Annotated in this window: 9 protein-coding genes; 8 read left to right on the top strand and 1 reads right to left on the bottom strand. The window is 67.7% G+C overall.

All coding sequences use genetic code 11. From position 1 onward, the window contains the following. The first annotated feature begins 6 nt into the window (after positions 1 to 6). Positions 7 to 267 carry an acylphosphatase gene (locus CETAM_RS08400; protein WP_156228442.1) on the top strand — a complete coding sequence of 87 codons (261 nt, stop codon included), beginning with the start codon at positions 7 to 9 and terminating at the stop codon, positions 265 to 267. Here CETAM_RS08400 and CETAM_RS08395 read toward each other — a convergent pair. Next, positions 264 to 1,523, bottom strand: coding sequence for an HNH endonuclease signature motif containing protein (locus CETAM_RS08395; RefSeq protein WP_197085700.1), 1,260 nt, complete (start codon positions 1,521 to 1,523; stop codon positions 264 to 266). The genes CETAM_RS08400 and CETAM_RS08395 overlap by 4 nt on opposite strands. A 120-nt stretch (positions 1,524 to 1,643) precedes the next feature. Between CETAM_RS08395 and smc the strand changes: the two genes are divergently transcribed. The 7 genes from smc to ffh all read left to right on the top strand — a co-directional run bounded on the left by smc (position 1,644) and on the right by ffh (position 15,999). Then, positions 1,644 to 5,072, top strand: coding sequence for a chromosome segregation protein SMC (smc, locus tag CETAM_RS08390; RefSeq protein WP_156228440.1), 3,429 nt, complete (start codon positions 1,644 to 1,646; stop codon positions 5,070 to 5,072). A 48-nt stretch (positions 5,073 to 5,120) separates the two neighbouring features. Next, positions 5,121 to 8,528, top strand: a complete 3,408-nt coding sequence (locus tag CETAM_RS08385) for a hypothetical protein (protein WP_156228439.1) — start codon at positions 5,121 to 5,123, stop codon at positions 8,526 to 8,528. A 76-nt stretch (positions 8,529 to 8,604) separates the two neighbouring features. Next, positions 8,605 to 10,371: a signal recognition particle-docking protein FtsY gene (gene ftsY / locus CETAM_RS08380; protein WP_156228438.1), complete on the top strand. Its 1,767-nt coding sequence runs from the start codon at positions 8,605 to 8,607 to the stop codon at positions 10,369 to 10,371. Between the two features lie 211 nt (positions 10,372 to 10,582). After that, positions 10,583 to 11,959, top strand: a complete 1,377-nt coding sequence (locus CETAM_RS08375; RefSeq protein WP_156228437.1) for an ammonium transporter — start codon at positions 10,583 to 10,585, stop codon at positions 11,957 to 11,959. Further along, entirely contained in the window at positions 11,956 to 12,294 is a 339-nt protein-coding gene (locus tag CETAM_RS08370) for a P-II family nitrogen regulator (protein ID WP_156228436.1), read from the top strand. The genes CETAM_RS08375 and CETAM_RS08370 overlap by 4 nt, the downstream gene beginning before the upstream one ends. Then, the gene (locus tag CETAM_RS08365) at positions 12,275 to 14,362 is read left to right on the top strand and encodes a [protein-PII] uridylyltransferase (protein WP_156228435.1); all 2,088 of its coding nucleotides are present in this window, start codon (positions 12,275 to 12,277) and stop codon (positions 14,360 to 14,362) included. Before CETAM_RS08370 ends, CETAM_RS08365 begins: the two co-directional genes overlap by 20 nt. A gap of 41 nt (positions 14,363 to 14,403) precedes the next feature. Further along, a complete protein-coding gene (ffh, locus tag CETAM_RS08360; RefSeq protein WP_156228434.1) occupies positions 14,404 to 15,999 on the top strand; it encodes a signal recognition particle protein in 1,596 nt (531 codons plus the stop codon). The last annotated feature ends 41 nt before the right edge of the window (positions 16,000 to 16,040 follow it).

Here is a 16,040-nt window from a genome sequence, read left to right as displayed (position 1 = left end):
AGTCCGATGAAACGTCTTGTCGCCCATATCGACGGCCATGTCCAGGGTGTGGGTTTCCGCTGGTGGACTCGTTCCCAGGCGATCGAGCTCGGGCTGGCGGGCTCCGCCACCAATCTTTCCGACGGCCGCGTTCAGGTCATCGCCGAAGGTCCCGATGAAGCGGTCGGGGAGTTGCTGCGTCGACTGTGGTCGGGCCCGGGAAGCGTCGATGAAGTGACCCAGGAATGGGCGGAGCCAGTGGGTGAACGGGGTTTCGACACGCTCTAGAAGGGTGGCGGATCATCATCCCGCCTGGGTGGATCTGAGGTCGCTTTCCGTATCTGGGATTCCGCTCTGATCCTGGCCCGGCGCTTCTCTGTCCGCTGCCCGACGGTCTGTAACCAGTTGCGCGCATGAGGTGACAGCGGGCCGGCGGGTTCCTCGATCACGTACTGCCCGTTGTCGAAGAGCCAGACGATCTCCCGCGTATCGGGGTCGATGATGTATCTCACCCGGCCGTCGGTCTTCAGGTTGTGATGGTACTGACACAAGGTCACCAGGTTCGATGCGGTGGTGGGGCCGCCGACCTCGTGGTTGATCCGGTGGTCCATCTGGCAGTGGTGGCCGGGGCGCTGACAACTGGGGAATCCGCAGACCCCGTCAAGCCCGATGACGACCGCGCGGATATCATCCGGCGTCCGGTATGCCGTGGATACCTTGTCGTACAGCTCGTCCATATCCCGGATGGAGGTTGCCCTGGCGGCCATTTCTTCGGCGACGCGGCTATGTGCCCAGCCGATGCCGGGGATGTAGGCGGGGGCGTCCACGACGTCGGTGGCGCGGTAGACGTTGAGGGTGACGTTGGTTCTGCCGTTGCCGCGGATGAGGTCGACCAGAGCCTGGGTCAGGGATATGTCCCTGGTCGACGCGTGGGCGCGTACGTGCAGATCGATCTCCTGAGCGGTGACGGCATCGGTCTCCAGCTCCAGGTAACCCCTGTTTCCGTCGATGCCCAGGCGGTAGTGGTCGGTGTCCGGGCCCGTCGGCGAGTCGTCGCCGGAGACGGATGTGTCGAGGGTCTGGATGATGGCGTTGAGTTTCGCGCGGATGGCGGAGGGGGAGGGGAGATTCTGGTTCGCCCTGCGAGGGGTGAGGTACGTCGCGATCTCCTCGTCGACTATTGCCATGTGCTCATCGTTCGTGGCGTCAAGCTTGCACAACACCCTGTCGATTGCCCGGAGGCGTGGAAGGTCGAGATGGTACAGCCGTTGCTGGAGCCGTTGAAGGCGTGGAAGCTCGTGTAGACGTCGGTGGGCGTGGATGGCGCCCTCGATGTAGCTGTCGTTGTGGCCGGTCGACTTGCGTAGGCTGGCCACGACGATGGCCAGGTCGGTGTCCTCCCCGGGGAGGATCGCCTGCCACATCTCGTGGTCGGCGCGACGGATGCGGGCATTGCGGATCGCGACCGGGTCCTCCGGCGAGCACACGGCATAGAAGGTGGTCGGCCGGAGGAGTTCCTCCAGTTCCTTTTCCACAACCGACATGACCGCCGACATGACGTATCCCCCAATAATCGTCCGTACGTTCGAAACCTACCCTAGAACACCTCTTCGAAACCCGCAAGCCCTACCTGGAAGATCTTTTCCCGGTGCTACCCTTTTCGCGTGCATCTGAAATCGCTGACACTCAAGGGCTTCAAGTCCTTCGCGTCTGCGACGACCCTGAAATTTGAACCGGGCATTTGTGCTGTCGTAGGCCCGAATGGTTCCGGAAAATCAAACGTCGTGGACGCCCTCGCCTGGGTGATGGGGGAGCAGGGGGCGAAGACGCTCCGTGGCGGCAAGATGCAGGACGTCATTTTCGCGGGTGCAGGGGACCGTAAACCTCTCGGCCGCGCTGAGGTCACGCTCACAATCGACAACTCCGACGGCGCCCTACCCATCGACTACAGCGAGGTCTCCATCACCCGCCGTATGTTCCGTGACGGTGCCAGCGAATACGAGATCAACGGTGCGAAGGCCCGGCTCATGGATATCCAGGAGTTGCTCTCGGACTCGGGCATCGGTCGGGAGATGCACGTCATCGTCGGTCAGGGGCGGCTCGCGCAGATCCTGGAGGCGCGTCCGGAGGAACGCCGTGCCTTCATCGAGGAGGCCGCCGGCGTGCTCAAGCACCGGCGTCGCAAAGAAAAAGCGCAGCGCAAGCTCGTGGGAATGCAGGCCAACCTCGACCGACTCACGGACCTGACGCAGGAACTGGGCCGCCAGCTCAAGCCGCTGGCCAGACAGGCCGAGGCGGCGCAACGCGCAGCCACCGTGCAGGCCACGCTTCGCGACGCCCGTCTGCGTCTCGCCGGCGAGCGCGTCCACCGTCTCCGCTCCGAATTCGACGACGCAGGCCGTCGGGCGCGACTGCTGGCCGAGCAGGTCGGGGAGGTCACCGACATCCTGGAGGAGGCGAGCGGAGAACAGCTCACCCTGGAGTCGCAGCTGGAGGAGTTGGTCCCGCAGGCGGAGGCTGCGCAGCAACTCTGGTTCACCCTCGCCGCGCTCGCGGAACGTGTCTCGGCGACCTCCCGAATTGCCGCTGAGCGTGCCTCGAACGCTAACGTCGTCGCCTACACCGGTCAGGATCCCGAGGTGCTTGGACGACGTGCGGAGGAGGCGGAGGCGGAGTTCGCCCGACTCTCCGAAGGTGTGGACATTGCCCGGGAGCGGCTGGAGTCGATCCGGGATGAGGTCTTCGAGCGGGAGGAGGCACGGGGGGAAGCGGAGGCCGAGCACATGGCGCAGGTTCGTGCCATCGCGGACCGTCGGGAAGGCGTCGTGCGGCTCCTTGCCGCGGAGGAGTCACTGGCCGGGCAGGTGAAGGCCGCGGAGGACGAGATCGCCCGACAGGCGGAGATCCTCGGGGAAACCCTGGCACGTACGACGTCGGCGCAGAAGGAGGCTGAAGCCACGGCGGAGAAGATCCGGGAACTCTCGGGGGAACGCGGCCCGCTCGAAGACGCCCACATCCGTGCCGCCAGCGAAGCCGGAGCCGCGGAGAAGAGACTCGATCAGCTGCGTGAAGAACAACGTGTGCGGGAGCGGACGGTGTACTCGCTGCAGTCGAGGATCGACACGCTGCGTCAGAACGTGCCGGTCGCCGACGTGGATCTGGACTGGCCGGCTCTCGCCGGACTCCTGCACACGAAGCAGGGCAGGGCGGTGTCGGCAGCGCTCGGCGCACATGCGGACGCGCTGGTGGGTGCGGTGGATGAGGGGGTCGTCGAGAAGCTCCGTGGCGCCTCCCGCACTGTCCTCGTCGACGAGTCCGCACGCGGTGACGCGTGGCGGCTGAACGCCGACCTTCCCGCAGGCACCACCTGGCTGCTCGACCACATCGACGCAGATGAACGTATCCACATGCCACTCAACCGACTGCTCGCTGACGTCGTCCTGGCCCCGGACGTGGCCACCGCCCGTGCCACGGTGGACGCGGATCCCCGCCTGCGTGCGGTCACTCCGGAAGGCGTGCTGTGCGGCGAGCACTGGCTCCAGGCGGGCTCCGGCATGGCGTCGCCGGTGGAGGTCAGCACCCGGATCGCCGGGGCGGAGGCAGAGCTTGCCGACGCCCGCGTCATCCTCGACGAGCTCTCCGGCACCCTGGATGGTGCCCGGATCGCCGCGGAGGAGGCACGCGTCGACGCCGCCGCACGGAAGGCGGCGCTCCGCGAGTACGACCAGACCGTCACCGCCTGGGAACGGGATCTGGCCCGGCTGAACAGGCAGTATGAGGCCAACAAGGCAGAGCATCAGCGTGCCGCCGAGCGTGCCACGGGCGTTGATGCCCGCCTCGCCGCCCTCCGCGGGCAGCTCGAGGAGGCACGTGACCGCCTCGCCCGCGTGGAGGACACCGACGCTCCGGATGAGCCCTCCACCGTCGCCCGCGACGAGGCTGCGACGGCGCTCGCCCAGGTCAAGGCGATGGAGATGGAGGCCATCCTCACGCTGCGCACGGCCGAGGAACGCGCGAATCAGGCTTCCGGACGGGGGGAGATGCTGCGTCGGCAGGCGGCGCACGAACATCAGGCGAAGGTCAGACACGATGAGGCGATGAGGCGGCGTCGCGAGGCTGCCGAGCTGGCGGCGGCGGTGGGGAAGGGGGCGCTGGACGTCGCCGCCCGGGTCGCCGACGCCACGGACCGGGCCGTCCTCGAACGCGACGAACTGGCCAGGCGGCGCACCGAGCTGGGTTCCCGACTGTCGCGGGTGAAGGACCGGGTCAACGCCGCACGTATCCAACTGAACCGGCTCACCGACAACGCCCATGCAGGGGACATCGCACGTACCCAGGCGCAGGTGCGTATCCACGAAGCCGAGACCAAGATCGTCGAGCAGCTCGGCCTGGCGATCGCCGACCTCATGGCGGAGTACACCCCCGGCGAGGACTTCGACCGGACTGTCGAGGAGAAGCGCCTCGCGCAGGCAGAGAAGGACCTCCGTGCGCTGGGCAAGGTCAACCCGCTGGCGCTGGAGGAGTTCAGGGCGCTGGAGGAACGCTACGAGTTCCTGTCCACCCAGCTGGATGACGTCGTCCGGGCCAGGAAGGACCTCAGCGACGTCATCGGAGAGGTCGACGCCCGGATCCTGCAGCTGTTCACGGACGCCTGGCACGACGTGGAGGAGCAGTTTCCGGCGGTATTCTCCACCCTGTTCCCCGGCGGCGAGGGAAGGTTGCTGCTCACTGACCCGGACGACATGCTGCTCACCGGCATCGAGGTCGAGGCACGTCCGCCCGGTAAGCGGGTCAAGCGGCTCTCGCTGCTCTCTGGCGGCGAGAAGTCGCTGACGGCGCTGGCGATGCTCGTCGCCATCTTCAAGGCGCGGCCCAGTCCCTTCTACGTCATGGACGAGGTCGAGGCCGCCCTCGATGACGTCAACCTGCGCCGCCTGATCGCGTTGTTCCGGGAACTTCGGCAGGACTCGCAGCTCATCGTCATCACGCACCAGAAGCCGACGATGGATGTGGCCAACGTCCTCTACGGCGTGACCATGCGTGGAGATGGTGTCACCAGAGTCATCTCCCAGCGCATGCAACCCGCCGGGTAGGATGATCGGTTCACGAGCCGACAATCTTACAGGGGACACCACCACCAGATGAGCACGCCATTCGCCGATCTCCAGGATTCTCTGCTTCTCTGGGCCTCCCAGACCGAGCTTGACATCGCCGGCCGCCTCTCCGGTAGCGGGTGGTTCACCGACACCGCCCTCACCGCCGACGAACTCGAATCGATCGACCGCTTCTACGGCACCTTCCTGGCCCGGCAGATCTCCGCCGGCGCGGGACTGCCCGAGCTTCTCGAGATCACGCCTGCGCTCGCCGTGGCCACGCTGATCTCACACGCCTCGGTGACCACCGACCGGGACGGCTTCTTCGCCGATCACCTCGTCGGACTCGGCCTGGAGGCCCGCGAGGAGTGGGCCGAACACCTCGAGGCACAGGTCCCGGCGCTCCTGGCGCGGGTGGGCCTGACCGTCCTCGACGTCGACGCGATCGACCTGCTCGCCGTCCACGCCGGCCTGCCCTGGGCTGAGGTGGGCACCCTGCTGGAGCTGCTCGACCGGGCCGGAGACGGGGACATCGCCGCGCTGCTCCTGCAGGACTCCTGGGCCTGGCCCGACATGGGGGACGAGACGCTCGACATCACCGCGGCGGTCGCCGGCGTCGCCCCGGAGCGCTTCGGCGCCATCCTCGAGGGCATCAACGAGCTACGCGCCTTCGCACTCGAGCACCCGACCTCCTGGCCCGACCGCGAGATGCCGGATTCCCTGCCGCCCCTCGTGGCGGAGCCCGTGATCGCCGAGCTGCGGGAGCGTCCTGTGGGGACGCTGGAGCGTGCCTCCGCGGTCGGCGTGGCCACCCGTGAGCTGCGCCCGCGCCTGATCTTCGACGCCCGGCGCGCCAAGGTCTGCCTCCGCCTGCCGCAGCAGCGCGTGCGCGATGAACTCGGCGAGGTCTCCTGGCGGGTCAACGTCGAGGGCACCACCCGCATCTTCCGCACCGGTCGCCCGTGGGGTGAGCCGACCTGGTCGGAGTCGCTCGACATCACCGTCGAGCGGCAGATCCGTGAGGCCACCGTCCAGGACGTCTCCAACGGAATCACCTGGACCACCCCCGTCGTCGACACCGATGACCCGGTGCTCATCTTCGCCGCCAACGGCCAGAACCTCACCCCGGTCTCGACCCTGCACCACCGTGAGGTGTGGGTGCTCACCCCGGCGGACGCCACCATCGCCGACGTCGCCACCGGCCAGGACCTGCCCGTCCTCGAGGAGCTGGACGTCGAGGGCTGGACCTCGTGGATCGCGCGTCGTCTCGATCTGACCCAGGCAGCCAGCCTCCAGGTGACCCGCACATCCCAGTCCTCCCGGCTGCGCAGCGTGGACCCGCGTCAGCGTGTGAGCTTCCTGCACCCTTCCGAGCCGCTGGATGACGTGAGGTCCCTGTCGGGGCTGCCGGTCTACTCGGGCGAGCTGATCGCCGACTTCCCACCCACGCCCTCGGGGCGTGACGAGGTCTGGCAGCTGTCGATCTCCGCCTACGCCCGTCCCGGCGCCGCCGGCGACGAGATCTCCCCGGCCGAGCCGCTCGAGGTTCCCGCCGAGGGCGGACAGTTCGCCATCTTCGACCCTGAGTCCTACGACTCGCCCTGGGTCGGCGAGTACCTCGTGCGCGTCCGGGGCCCACGCGGTGAGTCCTTCCGCCACCGTTACACCCTCGTCGAGGGCATGATCACCCGCACGTTGATCGACAATGACCGTTCGGTGCGTATTCCGGCGGTTTCGGGCCTGAGCGACGCGCAGCTGTACATCAACCACGGTGACAAGCCCTTCGGGATCGACCCGCGCCGGGTCGTCGTCGACGCGCACTCCGCCGGCGCCGACTTCGCCATCGAGACGGAGGAGGGCGACCGCCTCCCGCTGCGTTTCACCCCGCCGCGCATGGCTTTTGAACTGCCCGTCCGCGAGGGCACGATGTGGCGCACCACCCGCCTGATCTGTACGCCGCGCGACCTGGACGCCGCCGGAGAGCTGCGGGTCCGTGTCGGCGGCGAGATGGGCCGACCGCAGGTCCGGGTCCTCAACAACCACGGCACCCCGGTGCGCACCGTGACGCTGAAGCAGACCGACCCGCTGACGTACTCCGCCCCCTTCCGGGCACTGGCCACCTCCGCCGCGACGCTGCCGTCCGGTCGCGTCGAGATCGAGTGGGTCGACGCGCGTGCCGACGAACGCACCTCCGTCACACTCGCCGAACTGTCCACCCCGCACTGCTCCGGCGTGACCGTCACGGATGGGGCCCTGGTCTTCGAGGAGCTCGCGTCGAGAAGCCTCGACGCCTGGGTGTGGCCCCTGACCGCCCCCTGGGCGCCGGCGGTGACGTTGTCGGAGATCGAGAAGTCGACGCCGCTGCCGGAGTCGCTTATCGACGCCGGCCCCCTCGCCGTCGTCCTGCACTCCGTCGACCCCTTCACCACCCTGCGCGCCCCGCAGTACCCGGGCGAGGGTGCCCTGACGGCCGAGCAGTCGGGTTATTACACCGCCCAGAACAACGGCCTGGAGTCGCTCTCGGCGTTCCTGGCCGGCGAGCTGGAGGAGGCCCCCACCGACCCGGAGATCATGCCGATCCTCTGGGAGCTGCTCGCCGAGACCGACGACCCGCGCAGCCGTGCGGCCGTCAGCGCCACCTTCGCGTCCGCACCCAGCGCCGCTATCGCCGCGCTCGCGGATTCCCTGGTTCCGGCGGGTCTGCAGCCGGGACGGGTCATCGCCTCAGGCCTGGCGACGGTCGCCTCAGGACCGGGTTCGGCGACCCGGGACACCGGTCATCGTGCCGCCTGGCTCGGCGCGCTCGAACTGCTCGCGGAGATCGCCGCCACCGACGAATCCGATCGTCCGGCGCAGCGGGAGCTCCGTAACCGACTCGCCGAGATCGCCGGCCGCGGCATTCTCACCACGCTGGACACCGGTCACGACTCCTCGCTGGACTCTGCCTGCATCGACCAGTCGACGGTGTTCATCGCCAAGATGGACGCAGCACAGCAGGAGGCGTTGCTGGCGCACTTCTTCTCCAGCGCCGAGCTCGTTCCCGGCGCACTGTCCGACGACAACGCCCGTCTGCTCGCAGTCTTCGAGACTTTCCGACGCCGCGAGGAGCTCATCGATCTCCTCACCTCCGAGGACCTGATCAAGCCTGCCGTCAGCCTGCTGCGCGGCCTGCGCGGCGCGAACCGTGCGTTGTACTCCAACGCCCGCGTGCGCTTCGACAAGCTCGACGGAGTCAACACCGACGAGCGGGAGAACGCCTGGGCGCTTGCCCCGGTGGTGTCCCTGGTCTTCGCTCTGGCTGCGAGAATGCACGCGCACGGGCTGATGGGTAAGTCCAGGACCCTGGAAGCCGCCTCGCGCGGATGGAGCCGGATGGCTGACATCGTCCCCGACCTCGTGAGCGGTGACCTCATCTCTGCAGAGGCGATGGTGCTGGCGACGTTGCGGGAGGCCTGAGCCATTTCCTGATTTTCCAGCACTTTCTCGGTGACTCAGAGTGAGAAACGACGCGTTTCCTGCCACTATGGGTGATATGAACATGACCATGTGGATCATCCTCGCGATCGTCGTCATTCTGCTTCTGGCGCTGATCGTCCTCGTCGTTGTCGGTAACCGGCGCAAACAAGCTAAAACCGTCAGCTTCGAGACACAGGAAAAGAAGGAGCTGACCCAGCAGGAGAAATCCGGCGATTACCAGGCCAAGGGTGGTTTCAACTTTGCTCCGGCCGCTCCGGCCGAGATGAAGGAGCCCGAGCTGCGGCCGGGCCAGGTGCTCGGTGCGACCGCGGCCGGAAAGACTGCTGCTGCGGCGGCCATTCTCCCGGAAACCCCGAAGGTAGAGCCGAAGGTAGCGCCCCAGGTTGTTGAGCCGAAGGTTGAGCCGAAGGTAGCGCCCCCGAAGGTAGAGCCGAAGGTAGAGCCGAAGGTAGAGCCGAAGGTAGAGGCCCAGGTTGTAGAGCCGAAGGTAGAGGACAAGGACCCCGGCGCCTACATCACCTACGACTCCGGACATCCCGACACACCTCAGCAGGTGGTGACGGGGGAGCCTGCGGGTGAAAAGGCGTACGTCACCTACGAATCGCATCATGAAGAGTCGGAGGAGGCTGCGGACGTCGAGAAGCGGGACGTCGGGAACGAGACGGATCGTCTGTCCGGTGCGGTCGCCGGGGGAGCGGTGGTTGCTGGTGCAGCTGCTGCTTCGGGCCCCGCCGAGGAGCCGGTCGCCCCGGAGATCCCCGAAGAGACCCAGGTTGTCGAGGAGGCGGAGGAGGCTGCGGAGGCCGCACAGGTCACCGTCGAATCGGCCGCCGAGGCGCTGGAGGCCACTCCCGTCCCCGACACTGAGCCGACTCCGGCCCCTGAGCCGAGGGAGGAGATCGCCCCGGCCGCCGGTCGTATCGGGCGCCTGCGTAGTCGACTCTCCCGCTCCCAGAACGCGATCGGCCAGGGAGTGCTGGGAATTCTCTCCGCCGGCGATCTGGATGAGGATGCCTGGGAGGAGATCGAGGACACCCTCCTCATGGCGGACCTGGGCACCAAGGTCACGATGAACGTGGTCGATTCGCTGCGGGACAAGATCGCCGAGCGAGGTGTGGCCAACGAGGCGGAGGCCCGCGCCATGCTGCGTGACGCCCTTGTGGAGGCGTGCCACCCGGAGATGGACCGTTCCATCAAGGCCATGCCCTTCGAGGGCAAGCCCGCCGTGATTCTGGTGGTCGGCGTCAACGGCACCGGAAAGACCACCACAACCGGCAAGCTGGCGCGTGTCCTCGTGTCAATGGGTCACAAGGTGCTGCTGGGTGCTGCCGACACCTTCCGTGCCGCAGCCGCCGACCAGCTGGAGACGTGGGGCCGTCGCGTCGGTGCGTCGACCGTGCGTGGGGCTGAGGGGGCGGATCCGGCTTCGGTGGCGTTCGACGCCGTCGCGAAGGGTGTGGAGGAGCAGGCGGACGTCGTGCTCATCGACACCGCCGGCCGACTGCACACCGCCACCGGCCTGATGGACCAGCTGGGGAAGGTGAAGAGGGTCGTCGAGAAGAAGACCGCTGTGGATGAGGTGATTCTGGTGCTCGATGCGACCGTCGGCCAGAACGGCCTGACCCAGGCACGCGTGTTCCGTGAGGTCGTGGACATCACCGGTATCGCGCTGACCAAGCTGGACGGTACCGCCAAGGGCGGCATCGTCTTCCAGGTCCAGGAGGAGCTGGGCGTGCCGGTCAAGCTCGTCGGACTGGGTGAGGGCGCGGATGATCTCGCGCCTTTCGAGGTCGAAGGTTTCGTGGACGCGTTGCTGGGCTAGGGGCCAGGAACCGCGCGATCACCACCCATCACCCGGCCGTGTCCTTTCCAGGGGACATGGCCGGGTGATCGTGCGTTTCCCGGGGTGAATCGCCGGGGGTGTCCGTCGCGAAAAAGTTACCTGTCGCCCTATCGAAATGGTTTCAATAGCTTTATAGTTACTCACGTGCCCAGCAACCTGTCGGGCAACAGGTAATGAAAGGCGGGAAACCATGAACGCAATCGAAACCACGTCGGCCTCGGGCAACGCCGGGTGGATGCTCATCTCGGCATCGCTGGTTCTGCTCATGACGCCGGCCCTCGCGCTCTTCTACGGCGGCATGTCGGGCCGCCGTAGCGCACTCAACATGATGATGATGTCCTTCGGCACGCTCGGCGTGGTCTCGGTCGTGTACATCCTCTGGGGCTGGTCGATGTCCTACGGGACCAGGTCCCTCGGTGGCGTCGTCGCCGACCCGCTCGAGTTCTTCGGCCTCCGTGACTCGGTGGTCGACGGCGCCGGCAACTACATCGCGGGCGCGAGCGGTTACGCCAACATCATCGACGTCGCCTTCCAGCTCACCTTCGCCGTCATATCCACCGCCATCATCTCGGGTGCGCTGGCGGGCCGCGTGAAGTTCGGCACCTGGCTGATGTTCGCCGGACTGTGGGCCACCTTCGTCTACTTCCCGCTCGCCCACATGGTGTGGGGCGGGGGACTGCTCTCCCACGCCGAGAACAGCATCGCCTCCTGGATGTTCGGCACCACCGACGGGGAGGCCACGGTGGCACCCATCGACTTCGCCGGCGGCACGGTCGTCCACATCTCCGCCGGTACGGCTGCACTCGTGCTGGCGGTGATGGTGGGCAAGCGCTACGACTTCCTCACCACCCCGCAACGACCACACAACCTGCCTTTCGTCATGCTCGGCGCGGCCCTGCTGTGGTTCGGCTGGTTCGGCTTCAACGGCGGCTCCGCCTTCGCCGCCGACGGACTCGCGGGTCTGGCCTGGGTGAACACGACCGCCGCGACGGCGGCTGCGATGCTGGCCTGGCTGGGCGTCGAGAAGCTCCGCGACGGCCGTCCGACCTCCCTCGGCGCCGCCTCCGGCGTGGTCGCCGGACTTGTCTCGATCACCCCGGCGGCCGCTGCACTGACTCCCGTCACCTCGCTGGCACTCGGCGCCATCGGCGGTGTCCTCGCCTGCCTCGGCGTCGGGCTGAAGTACCGCTTCGGCTACGACGACTCCCTCGACGTCGTCGGCGTCCACCTGGTCGCCGGCCTGTGGGGCACCATCGGACTCGCTCTGTTCGCCGGTGGCGGGCAGACCCTCCGGCTGCTGGTGGTCCAGGTGGTCATCGCACTGTTCGCGATGGTGTACGCCGGAATCATCACCACCATCCTCGGCCTGGCGCTCAAGGCGACCATGGGCTGGCGCATTGAACCGGAGTCCGAGTTCGAGGGAATCGACATCCACGAGCACCGCGAAACCGCCTACGACGATGCCGGGGGTGAGCAACGCGCCGTGACGGCCCGGGTAGGATCGGGCCAGAATCAGGCGCAGCCTCTCCAGTCCGAGCAGTCCGCAGAAATGAGGAGTAACCGATGAAACTTGTGACCGCAGTCGTCAAACCCTTCACCCTCAGCGACATCCGCGAAGCGCTCGAGTCCATGGACGTCGGCGGCATGACAGTCACCGAGGCGCAGGGCTACGGCCAGCAGCGCGGCCACAGCGAGGTCTACCGTGGCGCCGAGTACGCCACCGACTTCGTGCCCAAGGTCAAGATCGAGATCCTCGTGGCCGATGAGCAGCTCTCCGACGTCATCGACGCAGTCACCCGCTCCGCATACACCGGCAAGATGGGCGACGGAAAGGTGTGGGTCACCCCGGTTGAACAGGTCATCCGGGTCCGCACCGGTGATCGTGACGACGCCGCCCTCTGACCCCTCCGCCCTCCGTTCCGGGGCGGTCGCCCGGGCCCGCGAACTGCTGGCCGGGCTGACCGTCCCGGAGGGGTGTGCGCTGGTGGCCACCGGGTCACTCGCGCGCGGTGACATGACCCCGCATTCCGATCTCGACCTCCTCCTGCTCCACCCGGCGGGGACGGATCCCGATCTCGCGGACTTCTGGTACCCGGTCTGGGACTCCAGCTTCCGGGTCGACCACGCCGTGCGGACCCCGTCCGAATGCGTCAACATGATCAGCGCCGATTCCACCGCCGCGCTCGCCCTGCTGGAGATGTCCCACGTCAGCGGCGACGCCGAGCTCACGGCCCGCACCCGGGCGGCCGTGCTCACCCGGTGGCGCACGGAGATCCACCGGAACTTCAACGCCCTCGTCGACACCGCCATCGCCCGTTGGCGGCGCTTCGGTTCGGTGGTCGCGATGACACATCCGGATCTGAAGAACGGCCGCGGCGGACTGCGCGACCTTGGTCTCATCCGCGCGCTCTCGCTGGCCAATCTCTGTGATGAACCCCCGCTCGCCGAGGAACGTGGCCTGCTTCTCGACGTCCGCACGCTACTGCACACCCACGCCCGTCGACGCCGGGACGTGCTCGACCCCGAGTTCGCCGAGGACATCGCCGCTGAGCTGGGCCTGACCGACCGCCACGAACTCTCCGCCCGGCTGGCGGACACCGCCCGGCGTATCGACGCCGCCGTCACCACCGCCCTGGCCACCGCCCGCAGTGCGCTGGGCACCCGCGTACGCGGTCAGCGTCGACCCCTCGACGTCGACGTCGTCGACGACCATGGGGAGATCACCCTCTCCCGGCGCCCGGACCTCAGCGATCCGGCGCTCCTGCTGCGCGTCGCCGCGGCCAGCGCCCGGACCGGCCTGCCCGTCGCCCCGCACACCTGGCAACGCCTGCGGGAACTGCCCGAGCTCCCGGAGATCCTCCCCGCCGCGGCCGCCGAGGATTTCTTCGCGCTGCTGTCCTCCCCGTTGCACACCGCGGACGTGGTCAACGAGCTCGACCGGCACGGCCTGTGGGTCCGCCTGGTCCCGGAATGGGCGCATATCCGCGGTCGCATGCCCCGGGAGCGCACCCACATCCACACCATCGACCAGCACAGCCTGGTCACCGTGGCCAACTGCGCGGCCGTCGGTGTGTCGGTGGCCCGACCGGATCTGCTGCTGCTGGGCGCGCTCTTCCATGACATCGGCAAGGGGCAGGGCCGTCCGCACGAGCAGGTCGGGGCCGAATATGTCGCCCGCATGGCGCGCCGCCTGGACCTGCACCTGCCGGACCGTTCAAGGGTGCAGACCCTCGTCGCCGAGCACACCACCATCGCCCGGCTGGCCTCGCGTTTCGATCCCGCCGCCGACGACACCCTCGACCTGCTTCTCGACGCCGTCCGCTATGACCGCGACACCCTCGACCTGCTCGAGGTCCTCACCGGGGCGGACGCCAGGGCCACCGGCCCCGGCGTGTGGAACGCCCGGCTGGAGGCAGGGCTGCGCACCCTGGTCGGTCGGGCGCGCCGGGCGCTCGTGCTGGCCGCACCGCTTCGCCCCTATGTGCACGCCTCCGCCGAGATCGGCCTGCGCGCCAACCCGGAGGAGGACACGCTGACGGTCTCGTGGCGGGGCACGGACCCGCAACCGGTGCTCGCCCTCATCGCGGCGAAGGCGTGGAAGATCACCGCCGCCCGGATCGCCGTGGCAGATGAACTCCATGCCGAGTTTGATGCCCGCCCCACCGTCCAGACCCTCGCCGAGGCGGCCGACGAACCCGCCTTTGTCCAGGCGTACAAGTCCGGCGTGTACACGGAACTCCCCGGCATCCCGCCCGCCCCGACGCTGATGACCTGGCGGGGTCAGGTGCTCGAGGTGCGGACCGGTGACCGCATCGGCGCCCTGGGGGCGCTCATCGCCGTTCTGCCTCCGGTCAGCTGGCTGTCGGTGACCACCCCGGGTGCCACGATGATTGCCCAGGCGGCGTTCGCCGGACCCGTCGACCGGCGGAAGGTGGGCAGGGATGTGACCCGCGTGCTCGGGACGGGCTAGCATGGGGGAGTTGAAACGTCGATCGCAGGGAGCGTGACCTAGTGTTTGAGTCTCTTTCAGAGCGCCTTACCGGTGCCCTCACCGGGCTCCGTGGGAAGGGCAAGCTGACCGAGGCGGACATCAACGCCACGGCCAGGGAGATCCGACTCGCCCTCCTGGAGGCTGACGTCTCCCTGCTGGTGGTCCGGGGGTTCATCAAGCGGATCAAGGAACGCGCCGCCGGGGCTGAGGTCTCGGAGGCGTTGAACCCCGCCCAGCAGGTGGTCAAGATCGTCAACGAGGAACTCGTGGAGATCCTCGGTGGAGAGACCCGTCGCCTCCAGCTGGCGAAGACCCCGCCGACCGTCATCATGCTCGCCGGCCTTCAGGGTGCAGGTAAGACGACGCTCGCCGGAAAGCTGGCCAAGCACCTGACCAGGCAGGGGCACACCCCCATGCTGGTCGCCTGTGACCTGCAGCGACCGGGAGCGGTCCAGCAGCTGCAGATCGTCGGCGAGCGTGCCGGCGTGCCCACCTTCGCGCCCGACCCGGGCACCTCCGTGGACTCGCACGCTCATGAGATGGGCACCTCCCACGGTGACCCCGTCGCCGTTGCGCAGGCCGGCATCGAGGAAGCCAGGCGCACCCTGCACGACGTGGTGATCGTCGATACCGCCGGTCGCCTGGGCATCGACGAAACCCTGATGACTCAGGCGCGCAACATCCGCGACGCCGTCAACCCCGACGAGGTCCTCTTCGTCATCGACGCCATGATCGGCCAGGACGCGGTCAACACCGCGGAGGCCTTCCGTGACGGCGTCGACTTCACGGGTGTCGTCCTGACCAAGCTCGACGGCGACGCCCGTGGTGGCGCCGCACTGTCGATCCGTGAGGTGACGGGCAAGCCCATCATGTTCGCCTCCACCGGTGAGAAGCTCGAGGACTTCGACGTCTTCCACCCGGAGCGCATGGCCAGCCGCATCCTGGGCATGGGCGACGTCCTCAGTCTCATCGAGCAGGCCGAGCAGGTCATCGACCAGAAGCAGGCCGAGGAGACCGCCGCAAAGCTCAGCACCGGCGAGCTCACCCTCGAGGACTTCCTCGGTCAGATGCTGATGATCCGCCGGATGGGCCCGCTCGGGAACATCCTCAAGATGCTGCCCGGCGGCAAGCAGATGAGCGACATGGCGGACATGGTCGACGAGAAGCAGCTCGACCGCGTGCAGGCCATCATCCGCGGCATGACCCCGGCCGAACGTAACGATCCGAAGATCCTCAACGCCTCCCGACGCAAGCGCATCGCCCTTGGTTCCGGCGTCACCGTCACCGACGTCAACCAGCTCGTCGACCGCTTCTTCGAGGCCAAGAAGATGATGGGCAAAATGGCCGGCCAGATGGGCATGCCGGGTGGCGGAATTCAGCGTTCGGCCACGAAGAAGAAGCCCAAGGGGCGCAAGGGCAAGGGCGGCAAGCGTAAGCCGATGCGTCAGCCGCAGATGCCCGGCGGCATGCCGGGAATGCCTGACATGGCGCAGCTCCAGCAGCAGCTGAGCGCCGGTGGAGGCATGCCCAATATTCCGGGAATGCCGAAGATGCCGAAGGGGCTGGAGAACCTCGACCTGGACAACCTGGACTTCGGGCAGGGCGGCAAGAAGTAACCCGAACTTTTCTACGGGATGCTTCGGGTTTAATCTGGAGG

It is taken from the genome of Corynebacterium comes, assembly GCF_009734405.1.
Taxonomy (GTDB): domain Bacteria; phylum Actinomycetota; class Actinomycetes; order Mycobacteriales; family Mycobacteriaceae; genus Corynebacterium; species Corynebacterium comes.
This window is presented reverse-complemented; position numbering and strand designations above follow the sequence as displayed.